The sequence below is a fragment of the Bradyrhizobium manausense genome (assembly GCF_001440035.1).
Taxonomy (GTDB): Bacteria; Pseudomonadota; Alphaproteobacteria; order Rhizobiales; family Xanthobacteraceae; genus Bradyrhizobium; species Bradyrhizobium manausense.
In genome coordinates this window covers 15,685-29,483 of the sequence record NZ_LJYG01000015.1, presented here as the reverse complement: position 1 = coordinate 29,483, position 13,799 = coordinate 15,685, and the positions used below count along the sequence as shown (strand labels likewise).

Annotated in this window: 12 protein-coding genes and 1 pseudogene; 4 read left to right on the top strand and 9 right to left on the bottom strand. The window is 61.0% G+C overall.

What is annotated here, in order from left to right:
* A partial coding sequence (locus AOQ71_RS46995; protein ID WP_430648600.1) for an ATP-binding cassette domain-containing protein occupies positions 1-756 on the bottom strand: 756 nt, incomplete at its 3' end.
* Positions 757-995: 239 nt separating this feature from the next.
* On the opposite strand from AOQ71_RS46995, the gene AOQ71_RS02460 reads away from it, so the two are divergent.
* Positions 996-1,814 carry a FadR/GntR family transcriptional regulator gene (locus AOQ71_RS02460; protein WP_083513877.1) on the top strand — a complete coding sequence of 273 codons (819 nt, stop codon included), beginning with the start codon at positions 996-998 and terminating at the stop codon, positions 1,812-1,814.
* Between the two features lie 241 nt (positions 1,815-2,055).
* Here the strand turns inward: AOQ71_RS02460 and AOQ71_RS02455 are convergent, their stop codons facing one another.
* From AOQ71_RS02455 to AOQ71_RS02435, 7 genes and pseudogenes are all read right to left on the bottom strand, one after another.
* Positions 2,056-2,502: a DNA-methyltransferase gene (locus AOQ71_RS02455; RefSeq protein WP_430648599.1), complete on the bottom strand. Its 447-nt coding sequence runs from the start codon at positions 2,500-2,502 to the stop codon at positions 2,056-2,058.
* A 165-nt stretch (positions 2,503-2,667) separates the two neighbouring features.
* On the bottom strand, positions 2,668-2,889 hold the full coding sequence (locus tag AOQ71_RS02450; RefSeq protein WP_057741261.1) for a hypothetical protein: 222 nt from the start codon (positions 2,887-2,889) through the stop codon (positions 2,668-2,670).
* A gap of 60 nt (positions 2,890-2,949) precedes the next feature.
* The gene (locus AOQ71_RS44675; RefSeq protein ID WP_157083337.1) at positions 2,950-3,129 is read right to left on the bottom strand and encodes a hypothetical protein; all 180 of its coding nucleotides are present in this window, start codon (positions 3,127-3,129) and stop codon (positions 2,950-2,952) included.
* A gap of 217 nt (positions 3,130-3,346) precedes the next feature.
* A complete protein-coding gene (locus AOQ71_RS46990) occupies positions 3,347-5,155 on the bottom strand; it encodes an NHLP bacteriocin export ABC transporter permease/ATPase subunit (protein WP_245316655.1) in 1,809 nt (602 codons plus the stop codon).
* Between the two features lie 44 nt (positions 5,156-5,199).
* Positions 5,200-6,188: pseudogene (locus AOQ71_RS46985) on the bottom strand (NHLP bacteriocin export ABC transporter permease/ATPase subunit); the annotation flags it as partial.
* A 41-nt stretch (positions 6,189-6,229) separates the two neighbouring features.
* Entirely contained in the window at positions 6,230-8,365 is a 2,136-nt protein-coding gene (locus AOQ71_RS02440; protein WP_347336673.1) for an NHLP family bacteriocin export ABC transporter peptidase/permease/ATPase subunit, read from the bottom strand.
* A 22-nt stretch (positions 8,366-8,387) separates the two neighbouring features.
* The gene (locus tag AOQ71_RS02435) at positions 8,388-9,653 is read right to left on the bottom strand and encodes an NHLP bacteriocin system secretion protein (protein ID WP_057741256.1); all 1,266 of its coding nucleotides are present in this window, start codon (positions 9,651-9,653) and stop codon (positions 8,388-8,390) included.
* 234 nt (positions 9,654-9,887) lie between these two features.
* Between AOQ71_RS02435 and AOQ71_RS02430 the strand changes: the two genes are divergently transcribed.
* The 3 genes from AOQ71_RS02430 to AOQ71_RS02425 all read left to right on the top strand — a co-directional run bounded on the left by AOQ71_RS02430 (position 9,888) and on the right by AOQ71_RS02425 (position 11,046).
* Positions 9,888-10,415, top strand: a complete 528-nt coding sequence (locus AOQ71_RS02430) for a hypothetical protein (RefSeq protein WP_057741253.1) — start codon at positions 9,888-9,890, stop codon at positions 10,413-10,415.
* A gap of 164 nt (positions 10,416-10,579) precedes the next feature.
* On the top strand, positions 10,580-10,759 hold the full coding sequence (locus AOQ71_RS44670) for a hypothetical protein (protein WP_157083336.1): 180 nt from the start codon (positions 10,580-10,582) through the stop codon (positions 10,757-10,759).
* Between the two features lie 59 nt (positions 10,760-10,818).
* Positions 10,819-11,046 (top strand): hypothetical protein, encoded by a 228-nt coding sequence (locus tag AOQ71_RS02425; RefSeq protein ID WP_057741251.1) that lies wholly within the window; start codon positions 10,819-10,821, stop codon positions 11,044-11,046.
* Between the two features lie 1,542 nt (positions 11,047-12,588).
* Here AOQ71_RS02425 and AOQ71_RS02415 read toward each other — a convergent pair.
* Positions 12,589-13,788: an IS91 family transposase gene (locus AOQ71_RS02415; RefSeq protein WP_057741249.1), complete on the bottom strand. Its 1,200-nt coding sequence runs from the start codon at positions 13,786-13,788 to the stop codon at positions 12,589-12,591.
* Between the last annotated feature and the right edge of the window lie 11 nt (positions 13,789-13,799).

Sequence of the window (13,799 nt, the reverse complement as noted above, 5' to 3'; positions counted from 1 at the left end):
CCCGACGATGAGCAGGATCGTCTCCTCGGGGGATGTTCGGGCGACTAAGCGCTCGCCGGCGACATGGCCGTCGCGCAGAACCACCATCCGATCAGCAATCTCGAACACCTCGTCGAGCCGGTGAGAGACGTAGATCATGCCTACGCCGTGTTCGCGCAGCCTGCGGAGCGCGCGGAATAAGCGCGCAACCTCGTCGGCAGGAAGACTCGCTGTAGGCTCATCCAGAACAAGGATTTCTGCATCTGTTGCGAGCGCGCGTGCGATCGCGACCAGCGATTTCTCGGTTCTCGTCAGGTTCTGGATGCGAAGGTCCGGATCGATATCGGCGCCGAGTTTAGCCAGCGCCAGCGCGGCGCGCTTTCGCGCCCGGGACCAATCGATAAGGCCGAAGCGGCGCGGGTAACCAAGCGTCAGGCAGATGTTCTCCGCCACTGTCATCCAATCGATCAATCCAAGATCTTGATGGATAAATGAGATAGGCATGCGTCTGACCGCGTGGGTCATGTCATGACCTTCGTAGGTGATCGTTCCACCGTCGATGGGGTGCACGCCAGCGAGGATTTTGATGAGTGTCGACTTGCCGGCGCCGTTCTCGCCGAGGAGAGCGACGATTTCGCCGCGCCCAACGGACATGCTGACATCGCTGAGCGCCTGAGTCCCGCCGAAACGCTTGAAGACGCGATCGATCCGAAGTACCTCGGACCCCGCGCGTTGCGACCTCTCATCACAACTTCGCCGAGGGCCATCGCTTGCCACCGCGCCCTCCCTCCCATCTCACGAACGACTTGGGTCGTCTTCTTCGATGTCCTGCAGTCGCGCCTCTATAGGTCGCGAAATGCATGCGAGCCCCATTCGGCTCAATGCGTCTCTTATTACCGCTTGTGCAAAATGGTCCATCGATTAAAGATATGATATGTAAACTTGTCAATCAGCATATCACCGTGTGAGCCTTCCCGGTCAAAAGCTCGCAGAGAATCTGGCAACAGCGCAGTGCAATGACAGAATCTGTAAGACAGGATGGTGATGGTTCGGCAATACCTGCGCTCAACCGCATCTCTTTACTTTCTCGAGTCGAGCCAGCAGGTCGACTTAGCGATCGTCTTTCACAGCGTATTTTTCGCTTGATCGAAAGTGGGGAGTTCGGCGAAGGGGCTCGCTTGCCAGCAGAGTCAATACTGGCCGACCGCTTCGGCGTATCCAGGCCGGTTATTAGAGAGGCACTGTCGCGACTGCGATCGATGGGCGCGATCGTCTCCAGAAAGGGTGCTGGAAGCTACGTGCAGTACCGGGCCGCTGCACAGCCGAAGCAGGACAATGCGACGCCGTTTGGCTTCGTCAGTAGTCTCTCTCAGATAAGGCGCTGCTTTGAATTTCGCGCCGCCGTCGAGAGCGAGGCGGCCTTTCATGCCGCGCGGAATCGCACGCCGGCCCACCTGCTCCTCATGCGCGAGGCAGTCGACCAGTTGGAAAAAGCGGTCTCCGATGGAGCACTTGGCGTGGACCCGGATGTTGAATTCCATATGACAATTGCCAAAGCATCATGCAACGAATTTTTCGATTTTGTATCAAGCGCGATGCGATCACAGATCGAATTCTCGATTGATCTGGCGCGTAGGCTTTCTTTGACGCAGCCACAGGCAGTACCGCTCATGGTACAGGCAGAGCATGAGGACATCTATAGGGCGATCGAGGCACACGACGCAGACGCCGCCCGGGTCACCATGCGTCGGCATGTCGAACACGCGTGCTCCCGGATATTCGACGGATCGAAGAACGTTACGTCCGTCACTGGTGTTGGCGATAGTTCGGGCTAACTGGCGATCGTCTCCGAGAACCGCAAAGCCACAGCGCCACAGCGCTCAGCGTTACCCTGCTGCATGACTCCGGAAATGGCCCATCAGTGACCTCGAGAGATGTCCGCTGTCCCGCCGGTGTTAGGAGTTGAACGGATATCCAGCGGCCAGCCGCTTAATTTGTACGCGGCCTCGATCGGCCGTAAGGCTCGGCCGGTATTGCATTGCTGCCGGCCGAGCTGTCTTGGTTTTTCCACTTGCCTCAGGTCGCCGCTTGACCATGACGCCGGGAGGCTGCTTGCTCGAACGCCTCTCCGGTCGACGAAAGCGTTGCCTCAAGGCCGCACACTGTCTTGAGACGGCGCAGCGCGACATCGCAATATCGCGGGTCGATTTCGATGCCGTAGCTGGTCCGGCCGGTGCGCTCGGCTGCGACCAAGGTCGTGCCCAAGCCGAGGAAAGGATTGAGGATGCGCCCTTTGCGTCGCGAGCAGTCCCGGATGGCATCCTCGACCATGGCGGCGGGTTTAACCGTCGGATGCAGCTGCAGATGGGCGCGTCCTTGGCCAAAGGCATTGACGCCGGCATAATTCCAGACGTTCGTTCGATTGCGGCCGAATCTGCCGAGCTCGATATTGTTGATATGAGGCGCCGAGCCGGGTTTGAAGACGCAGACGAGCTCATGCTGCGAGCGATAGAACGAGCCCATGCCGGCGTTGTTTTTGGTCCAGACGGACAGGTTTTTGAGTTCGCTTAGATATCCGATCGCTCTGTACCAAGTCGGAGTAGGGCGTGCACTCACCAAGCGTCCGAAATGAAAGAGGCCGCCAATTAAGGCGGCCTCAAACTTGCCAGCTGCTCTGAGAAGATGACGTCAGAGGGGTCCCGGTCCCGGCCCCGGGCCAAACGGGCCGCGCAGGTTGCCCGGGCCTTGCAGGCCGCCAAAGATAAGACCGCCGACCCATTCGACCGCGTCCTTAATGGCGCCGCCGATGGCACGGAAGGCGTCTCCGAGCCAGTTGCCGCCGACAACCGCGTCAAGTTCCGCGTCGTTCAGTTCGATGATTTCCGGCTTTGTGTGTTCCAGGTTCAGCATGTTGGTCGCTCCTTTTCAAATGATGGATGGATTGTGATGAATCGTTTGCAGGCTTGGTTCTCAGCGGTGGAAGATGCCACCAGGCAGCCAGGGGTTCGGACCCATGGGCTGGTGGGTCGTGATCTTCCCATCCACGATCCAGGGCCCGATGCAGCCACCGTCATTGATGAAGCCGCCGCACACGGAGCTCAGTTCGCGCTCGTCCAACTCTTTACGGTCTCGATCGCTACGCTCGGTCATTTGTGTCTCCCGCTGTTGTGGAGGGGTCCATCCCCTCTCATCTCGTGGCAACAGGAGTACCGCGGCCCATGCGCTTAGACCGTGAGACGGGTCACAGAGGCCAGAGACTGGCTTTTTCTGCGCAAACGACGGCTCGGTTCACCACGGCAGTTCCAGCGGGGCCATCCTCATAAGGCGACTTGCTCTTGGGGCGAGTGGGGAGTGGGCCTCCGGGGGATCAAAGCATCTGCCGCTGCGCAAACGCCGCAAAAGCACCAGCTGCAGCGGTCAATTCCTCGAACGTCCCTGTTTCGACGATCTTGCCGTCAACCAGCACAATGATCCGATCTGCATTCTTGACGGTGCTCAGCCTGTGAGCGATGACGATTCGGGTGACGTTCAAATTCTCCAACGCATCAGTAACGATCGCCTGGGATCGGTTGTCGAGCGAGCTCGTCGCCTCGTCGAACAGCAAGACGCGCGGACGTCGCGCGATGGCGCGGGCGATCATGATGCGCTGGCGTTGTCCCCCGGAAAGGGTACTGACCCCTTCGGCTATCTGGGTCAGCATGCCCATCGGCATGGCCTTGATGTCCTCCTCGATTCCCGCAAGTCGGGCGGCGTCCCACACCTGGTCGAGCGGAAGCCGAAGTCCACCACAAATGTTTTCGTAGATGTTCCCATTGGCGAGCCGCGCGCTCTGCAAGACAACGCCGAGCTGGCGCCGCAAAGCACTCACATCCAGCGTCTCGATTGATTTTCCGTCGTAGAACACCGCACCCGATTCCGGCCACTCGAAGCCGAGCAGCAGCCGAAACAAGGACGACTTGCCGCTTCCGGATGGCCCGACGATTGCGACGTATTCGCCGGGGGCGATCTTCAATGAGACACTATCGAGCACCAGCGGGCCGCTTGACAGATACCGCAACGAAACGCGCGCAAGCTCGATCGATCCAGACAGCTCTCCCGGCGCCTTTCTGTCGTCGGAGATCTCCGTCGGGCTGGCGATGAGGGGGCGCAGCCGGAGCAGTGGCGGTATTGCGATCAGCGCTTCACTGACGCCGCCCGCCCATGAGCCGACGGCACCCATGGATTGCCCGAAGGCAGAAAAGAAGGCGAAGAACCTGCCGAGATCCGTCAGCAGGTTGCTGTTCGAATACGATGCATAGGCAAAGACGATCAGCGTCGCGATCGTCGGAAAAGCCGTCTCGAACGCGCCCAGGCCGTTGCTGGCGAGCTGCGACGACACGAAATACTGCTTTTGTGTCGCGAACTGCTTCGACCAGATCGCGAGCGCACGCCCGGTTGCCCCCGACACCCGCAATTTGGCGACACCCGTCAGCAATTGGAGGACGAAACCGCTGACCTTGCCCTGCTGGTTGAAGTGCTTGTTCTCGAAATAAAGCCGCAGCAGGTTGGTCGAGATGATGGCGACCGCCCTGACGAATGTCAGCCCAATCGCGAGCAGCGCCAGCTTCGGACTATAGTAGATCATCAAGCCGAGGCTGAAGATGCAGAAAAGGCCGGCGATCATGCCGCGGAGCGCATGGCCCGTCAGGGCACGGCGTGCGGCGTCGATGCCCATCGCGCGGTCGACCAGTTCGCCCGTCGTGAATTTCCGGAAGACGGCAGTTGGCAGCCTCAGCATGCGATCGATCATCGCCGACTGCAATCGCCAGTCGATGAGGGCTTCCATGCGGAGCATGACAAGGCCCTGCATGACCTGGACGCCGGCGACCGCCAAGGCTGTCAGGCCCAGTGCGAGGGCACAGAAGACGAGTTGGTCGAGCTCCGATCTCGGGATGATCGAACTGATCAGCAGATTGGTGACGAAGGGCGTCACCAAAGACAGAAGCCCGATCACCACGACCACCAGGGCGATACGCAGTCCGCTGCCACGTGCGTAGCGCAAGGCAAATTGCAAAAGCTCCCTGAACTTCAGCGAGCTTGACGGCAGCGGCGGATACAACATCGCTGCTTCCGGAGCGATCTGTGCCGCCACGGTGCGATCGACGAGCCGGCGCGCCTTCGTCAGTGGGTCGATCATGACGTAGCCCCGGCGTGGCTCATAGACCAAGGCGACCGGCNNNNTTCTCGCCGAACCAGCCGACCAGCGGGCCTGCATCGGCTCTCCACCAGTCCGATCTGAGGAGCACCTGCCGGAGCCGCAACCGAGAATCCCGCGCGATCTGCGTCAGCCCAGTGAATTCCTGCCGGCTGCCATCGACCCGACCGGCAATCGCAATCGGCATGCGCATCGCGCTTCCGACGAGCTGGCAGGCGCCCGCCAGCCGATCGGAATAGGATGCATCGACCGCGTCATGATCGAAGCGCCGCACGATAATGCCGGAGAGGCGATCGAAGGCTTCCATGGACTGCGATGCCGCAAGCGCACTCCGGCTCTTCAGCCGCTCGCTCTCGCTCTGCCTCTCGTGAACCAGGATGCGTTCGACGCAGGCAGCGAAGCTCCGGTGAAACTGATCGACCGCCGGCCAGATCGCGGCCGGCGCTGCACCGTCGGCGACTACGCCGCAGCCTTCCGCGCCCGCCTCGACCCACAAGCCTGACGTGAGCGGCAGAGGCTGACTTCCGGCCGCGTATGGAGGGGAAACGCCCATCAATCTGAGGTCGCCGCGCTCCACGGTCAGCCACAGCAGACCACGCATGGGACCGCGGCCGCCTTGGTTCGCCGCAAGTTCGGCCTTGCCTTCCGGGAGCTCGGTCATTTGCCACAGCGGTGCCGGCCCCGCGACGAAGCGCGCGAGCCGTTCGATCCAGCGCGTGACCTGGACTGGCGTCAGATCGGATCTGGACCGTGCGGACGCCCGCGTGCCTTCGGTCCCGACCGCAATGAAGCTTGCGCTGCGTCCCGTAGGGATGGCGACCTCCGGGAGATCAGCGACGACGTCGCCGCTTTCGACCCGAAACAGATGGTGTCTCTTCCCGTATTCGCCCTCGTCGGCATCGACCGCGAAGATATCGAGATGACCGGCAACGACCTCGAACACGTAGCCATGGTGATCGAGCAAAATGGGCCTGCGACCATCGAGCGCCACCTCAATCGGACGTTCCGCCGGCATGACGAGGCTCGCACCTGACACAATGTTTTCAGCCGGAGGGATCATTCCTGGGACACCAGCCTCGCATATTCGCCCTGCCGGGCCAGCAGGCTCTCATGCGTCCCACGCTCCACGATCTTGCCCTGCCTCAACACGACGATCTCGTCGCAATCCCTGATCGTGCTGAGACGATGTGCGATGATGATGCAGGTGCAGCCGGTGCGGCGCAGATTTTCGTCGATTGCCTTTTCGGTGACCGGGTCGAGCGCAGCCGTGGCTTCGTCCAGAACGACAACGGAGGGACGGCCGACGAGAGCGCGCGCGATCTCGATGCGCTGTCGCTGCCCGCCGCTGAAATTCGTTCCACCCTCGCTCACATAGGAGTCGTAATTGCCGGCCCTGATGGCGATCTCGTCCTGGATCTGCCCGTCTTTCAGCGCTCTTGTGAGATCGGCGTCCGGCGTCGTCCGATCCCAGAGCGTGAGATTGTCGCGCACGGTGCCCTCGAACAGGAAGATATCCTGATCAACGTAAGCGATGGAGTTGGCGAGGATTTCGGGTGGAACGTCCGCAAGCGGAGCCCCGTCGATCAGGATCTCTCCGGCCCACGGCTTGTTGAGGCCGCAAATCAGGCGTCCGAGTGTCGATTTTCCGCTTCCGGACGCGCCAACAATCGCCACGCGTGATCCCGGACGGATGTTGATCGAAAGCTCGGAGATAAGAGGAGGCTCAAGCAGTGAATAACCGAACTGCACATTCTTGAGTTCGATGCGCCCCGCAAGCTTGGCGGGAAGGTGTCCTTCAGATCCACATCGCTTCGGCTTGTCGCCGAGCGGATAGTTGTAGACATCCTCGAGGCGATCGAGGGCGCCCCGGATCAATTGAAAGCCGCTGGCCTGATTGACCAGCGTTGCGACCGGCTCCGAGAAACTTGCCATCAGCAACTGGAAGGCGACGAGGCTGCCAAGCGTCAGCGAGCCCTCGATCACCCGCAAGCCTCCGAGGATGAGTATCGCCGTCATGCTCAATCCCGAGATGAGAGTCGGGATCATGTCGAGCAGGATTGACGAGGAGGCGAGCTCGCGCTCGGCATTGAGAAGCTTGGCATGGACACCGGCCCATTGTCCGAATGCCTCGTCCTCGAGACCGCTTGCCTTGATCGTCTCGATGGTCCTGACGATGCTGACCACCGCTCCCAAAGATTTTCCACGTTCTTGCGAGAGCCCGCGGCTGAGGTCCTCCCGACGCCGGTGCGACAGGCGCAAGGACAGGACGTTGAGCATCGACAGGGCGACGCAGATCGCGGCAAGCCACGGATCGTAGACCACCATCGCGAACGCAAAAAACACGACCGAGGTGAGGTTGAGCACGTTGGCCGCAATGCCGCCCGCAAGCAGCCGTGCAATCTGTTCGTTGGCCGCAACACGCGTTGCGATATCGCCGGCGTGGCGTTGAGTGAAGAACTCCATCGGCAATGCCATCACCCGCCAGAGAAATCGGCTGATCATGACCACCGACAGCTTGGTCTGCAACCGCAGCAGCAGCGATTGTTGGAGCAGCGTCAGGATCGTGCGGATCAGAGCGGTGACGGCCATGCCGACCAGGAGCGGACGCAGCCACCCGTCGAGATGCTGGATCAGGACGTCGTCGATGAAGAGTTTTGAGAAGCTCGCGGCGACGAGGCCCGGAAGGACCATCACGAAGCTGAGCAGGACGAGCAAGCCCACTGCCGCCTTTGAGCCGCGCAGCTCGCGGACCAATAGGCGCAGTCCGCCAGGCTTGCTCCCTTGGGCGACGAACGCTGACGTCGGCTCCATGGTGAGCACGACCCCGGTAAAACTCCTGTCCAGCTCGTCGAGGCCAATTCGCCTGCGCCCGAAAGCCGGGTCGTTGATGTAGGCGAACTTTCCATCGATCCCATCGAGAACAACGAAATGATTGAAGTTCCAGTGGATGATGCAGGGCGTCGGTGTCGTGGGCAGCGTCGCTATTTCCTGACGGAATCCCTTGGCGGACAGGCCGAAGCGCCGCGCGGCCCTGACGACGTTGCTGGCCTTGCTGCCATCGCGCGATACGCCGCATTCGACACGCAACTGCTCGAGCGGCACCCATCGGCCATAATGCGCCAGCACCATGGCGAGGCAGGCGGCGCCGCATTCTGCCGCCTCCATCTGCAGGACGGTGGGTGTTTTCTTCACTCCCGTACTAGGCTTGGCAGAACTATCCATCGATCCCGGTCAGCTTCCTGATAAGAGGAACAACGAGATCCAGCGGGCGCCGATTGCGGGTGGTGATCTCGGCCTGGGCCAGCGTGCCGCTGGTCAGGTGAACCGGAGGTCCCTGGCCGACAGCCCACCGATAGCCGCTCGTCGTCGAGTCGTCCCGTTCCAGGGACACGGTGACGGCATACGGCGCGCCGTCGTGGGAGAACACCTTGACCAATTGATCGTTGTGAAGCACCGCGGTCATTCCTTGCGGAGTCACGGGAAACTCGGACACACTGGAGACCGTCCCGATCATCATGCCGAACTCCTCCCGCTTGACGGTGCTGGGCGCAATGCGCACCTGCGAGCCTGGCTTAACGCTCTTGCCTTGCTCGGCGGGGACATAGATAACCGCCTCGAGCCTCGATCCCTCATCTTCGATCGCGACGACCGGCGTGCCGACGGCGAGGACCGAACCGGTCGATATCTTGATCTCCAGCACGCGACCCGTGATCGGGCTGACAACCTGCGAATTGCGCCCCAGCGTCCCGGCGAGCGCCTGCATCTCGCGGCGCGCATTGTTGGCCGCGAATTCGGCTTGTTGCAATTCGTGCTCGCGTTGAGTTTCAAGATCGGATTGCTGCGCATGCAATTTGAGGATCTCGTTCTGCGAATCCGTTCGCCGCTGCTGCGCCTCGGTCAACTCGAGACGACGATCCTCCAGCGTCTTTCGCGTGGTCAGGCCCTTGGCCATGAGCTGCTCGAGATTCTTCACATCGATGTCCAGGGACTGAATGCGCTGCCCGGTTGCCTCGATGACCTTGTTGAAGGCTGCCTCGAGCTTCTCGAGATTGGAGGCCTTGACTGCGAGCTCCGACCTCACCTTCGCCGCCATGTCGTCATGCTCACGCTGGCGCTCCTTGTAGGCCTCGACAGCGTTTGCGTATTTTTGCTCGATGTCGGTCTGCGAGATCTGAGCGATGATCTGACCGCGCTCGACATGATCGCCGACGGAAATGCTGAGCGAAGCCAGCCGTCCCTCCGCAGCAGAGACTGCGTCGACGACGCGGCCGCTACCGACCAGGAGTCCCTGTCCTGACACTCGCGATGGAATCCGGCCGTAGATCCCCCAGATAATCGCCGCAATCAGTGCGACCGTTACGACGACGGCAAGGATCCAGTCGGCCGGCTTGGTAATCGCGATGAGATGGTCGAGTTCGTCAGGAGATGCAGCGCGTTGCAGCGCGCTCGCACGGAAAATATGTTCGGGACCGTCAGCCACGGTTCAAATCCCTCGCAAACGATCTCGGCGCAATAACTTTCAGTTTCAAGATGGGCCTGGAAAGACCGGCGCAAGTGCCGATGATACATAGGAGCCGATTTCCCTACAACGGTTCCAATTCTCCTCGCCCTCGTGCAGCTTGCAGAAAGAATGCCATTGAGAGTTCCATTGTGCAGCGCTATTGTCTGCCCTTGAGGGCGATGGGATTTTGACGCAGAGCATTCGAGCGTCTCAATGAGATGGCAAGCGCACAGTGTGAAACGCGCCGGGGCAGTTCGTCTGGTTGCCGGTCGACTGGCGTGGCAAGGCCTGGGGTTGCTGGTCGCAATGAAAATATGCGTGGCCGGTGTCTTGAGTCCTGCCGACTTGAAGCGCGTGGAAGATCTCAGGCCAATGTTCGCCGGCTTGATGGCGGACCTCGTTCAAACCTCCAAACGGACCGACATTCCTGCCGTGGACGCAGATTGCGTCAAAGCCACCGTGCAAAATCTTGTCGAGATTTCCCGAGAGCTTTCCAGTTACGAATATCTGATTACGATCGAGAAAGAGCTGACGAGCGTCGGCGAAAATGACCCCACTCGGGATGTGGTGAAGTTTGCCATCGAGCAGTCGACCAATATTCTTTCCAGCCAGCGCAAAAAGATCGCGCAACTTCCCGATCAATGCACCAGATCGGCTGTAGCGTTGGCAAAATCCCAGCAGGCCCTCCAGGTTGTTGATGCGACGACCGGGGTTCTGAATTCCATTCGCGCCCGGCTTTGACTGGCGAGTGGCAAGGCTTCTCCGAGGCCGGACGCGACGGTTCGTCCAAAGCTCTGCCAGCAGCACCTCTGTGACCCGTCTCACGGTCTAAGCGCACGGGCCGCGGTACTCCTGTGGTCACGAGATGAGAGGGGATGGACCCTCCACAACAGCGGGAGACACAAATGACCGAGCGTAGCAATCGAGATCGTAAAGAGTTGGACGAGCGCGAACTGAGCTCCGTGTGCGGCGGCTTCATCAATGACGGAGGCTGCATCGGCCCCTGGATCGTGGATGGGAAGATCACGACCCATCAGCCCATGGGTCCGAACCCTTGGTTGCCTGGCGGCATCTTCCACCGGTGAGACCTGCGCCTTCAAACAATTCATCACATCCATCCATCATTTGAAGAGGAGCGACCAACATGCTGAACCTGGAACACACAAAGCCGGAAATCATCGAACTGAATGATGCAGAACTCGAGGCGGTTGTCGGCGGCAACTGGCTCGGAGACGCCTTCCGTGCCATCGGCGGCGCCATCAAGGATGCCGTCGAGTGGGTCGGCGGGTTTATCTTAGGCGGCTTGCAAGGCCCGGGCAATTTGCGCAGCCCGTTTGGCCCGGGCTCAGGACCGGGGCAGCCGCCCTTCTGAGTTCTCCAGCCCACAGCTGCTCGCGAGTGGAGGCCGCCTCAATTGGCGGCCTCTTTCACTTCGACAAAAACATTTCCCGCACATGACCCGGCACCGAGGCCTGCAACCAGGCTCGATTTAGGCCTCGCGGCGTAACGTTATTCAGATTGTCGCCTCTCGAACATGTCCCGATGTGAGCAGCATCACTGCGGAAGTCTTGTTGGTTAGTGTGCGGAAGTGAAGCTACGCGAAGAATTCAAAGCGACTCTCGCACCGAGCGCCGGTCTGTCTGGCGATAAAAGACGCGTCTACAGTGGCCTTGCTTGCAAGAACGATTTAAATGGCTTCAACGGATCGGCCCCCAGCGCCCCGCAATGGTGATGAACTCGACCACATCGAGGCGGCCCTCTCCACCTTCAGACGAATGATAGCGGCTTGCGGAGCTTTTTTGCCAGCGCCTGTTGGTGGATATTCGCCTTATGTCGCGTTGCGACAATTAGGGCGATCAGGCGGGCGTATTCGGCGGATTTGAGGGATTTTTCCATGGCCGGCGGGCAATTGCGATTCGGCGGCGCTTAAGGTGATCCCAGATCAGGGTTATCCCAAAATAGGGTCGCATGAACTTTGCTCTGCTATCTCCCTTGAATTCCGCTCGACTTCCGGCGCGAGCAGAGCGAAGTGGGGCCGTTCATTGGCAAATAGGATGAGCTCCGGGCGGGGGATGAAGCTGGGGCCGATTAGGGTCGCCGCCCTCTAGGGGAAGGGCATCGGGAAAAATCTACACTCCGCAAAGCGTTCCCGGTCTTCCGTGTCTTCCGCCGCAGTCTACCATTGCTCGGGCTGAAGACACGCCAGGCGCAGCCGGCGTACGCGCCAAAATTCTCAAGCACTAGATAGATGTCGCGGTCGAGGCGATCGGCCGGCACGATCGAGGGCGAGGAACGCATGACGCTTACTCCGCAGGACCGATTAGAGCTTAGGATCGGCGAGTCGGAAAAGCTAGTTCGGCGACAAAGGTTTCCGGGCAGCCGATTGAAAAAGAAAGGTCCCAGCTCGCAGGGTTGGGGCCGATGAGGTGGGGCATTGGGGGCGCCTTTTGGGCAAAGGGTGTTGGGAAAACTGGGCAAGCCGGAGCTTGTTCCAGCGCGAGGAGACGAAAAGGGCAGCTGTGCAAGGCGACCTGAAAACAAAGCGGGCCCGGAGTGCCCTTGCGGATGTCCGGTTGTGTGAAGGGTTTCGGATGCCGGCCGCATGAGGGACGGCGCGGCGTATTCGGCGGCTGGCGTCCGAAAGCCTCCAAAGGAGGAAACCGCGCATGGAGGGCGGAACGGTGCGGCGGGCTATGGGGATTTGAGCGCTGCAGGCGCGCTGGCCGATTGAGTTCGAACCAATGCAGCGAGCTGCGCGACGGTGGCGGGGCAAGTGAACAATGGGTAGATGGCTTCGAATGTGATCAATCGTCGGCGGATTGGCAACAGCAGCTGACAGTTGGGGCGTATGCCGCCGTGGCCGGTCGATGAGCAGCGGGCATAGCGAGCAGCTTTGCGGAATGCGGTTGCGCGTTCATGACGTATCGATCCTGATGGCGCTCGTTGGCGGGGTCGCTTGATGGCGAGGCGTCGCGCCTCGCTCAAAAACCTCGATGACGATCATGCGACCGCCGCAGCATGGACACGGCGGCATGCCGCTGTCGATGATGGTCTTGGTCGGCTCATCGTTGCGATCCTTGACGACGAGCAGTTCGCGCGCGCGTGCGACGTTGTCGGCGCAGGCGCTCCGCGCGAGCAGGCCGTAGTGGCGGATGCGGTGCAGGCCTTTTGGCAGCACGTGGATGAGGAAACGGCGGATGAACTCGAAGGTCTCGAGCGTCATCTGCTTGTAGCGATCGCGGCCCTCGACGCGGTAGTCCTTCCACTTGAAGGTGACGCCGGCATTGTCGATCGAGATCAGACGGCTGTTGGCGATGGCGACGCGGTGGGTATACCGCGACAGATAAGCCAGCACTGCCTCTGGCCCGGCGAACGGTCGCTTGGCATAGACGACCCACTCGGCCTTGCGCAGTGGGGCGAGATGGGCGGCGAAGGAGTGCGCCTCGGCGAGATGGGCGTGGTCGCCGAAGAAGCTGAGGCGGCTGGCTTGGTGGGCAGCGAGGAGCTTCTCCAGGAACAGTCGCCGGAACAGGCGGGAGAGCACCCGCACGGGCAGGAAGAAGCCCGACCGGCATGACACCCAGCGCTGGCCGTCCAGCGAGATGCCGCCGCCCGGCACGATCATGTGCACATGCGGGTGGTGGGTCATGGCCGAGCCCCAGGTGTGCAGCACGGACGTGATGCCGATCCTGGCGCCGAGATGCTTCGGATCTGCGGCGATCGTCAGCATGGTCTCGGCCGAGACCTCGAACAGGAGATCGTAGACCACGGCCTTGTTTTGGTAGGCGATGTCGGCGATGGCCGCCGGCAGCGTGAACACGACGTGATAGTACGGCACCGGCAACAACTCGGCCTCGCGGTCGGCAAGCCAGTCCTTCGCGGCAGCGCCCTGGCACTTCGGGCAGTGCCGGTTGCGGCAGGAGTTGTAGGCGATGGTGATATAGGCACAGTCCGCGCAGCGCGCGACATGGCCGCCGAGGGCTGCCGTGCGGCAACTCTCGATCGCCGACATCACCTTCAACTGGTCGAGGCTGACATGGCCGGCATGGGCCTTGCGCCATGCCGGGCCATGGTCGCGGAAGATATCCGCAACCTCCAGAACCGGGCGCGACATAGGTGCCCGGC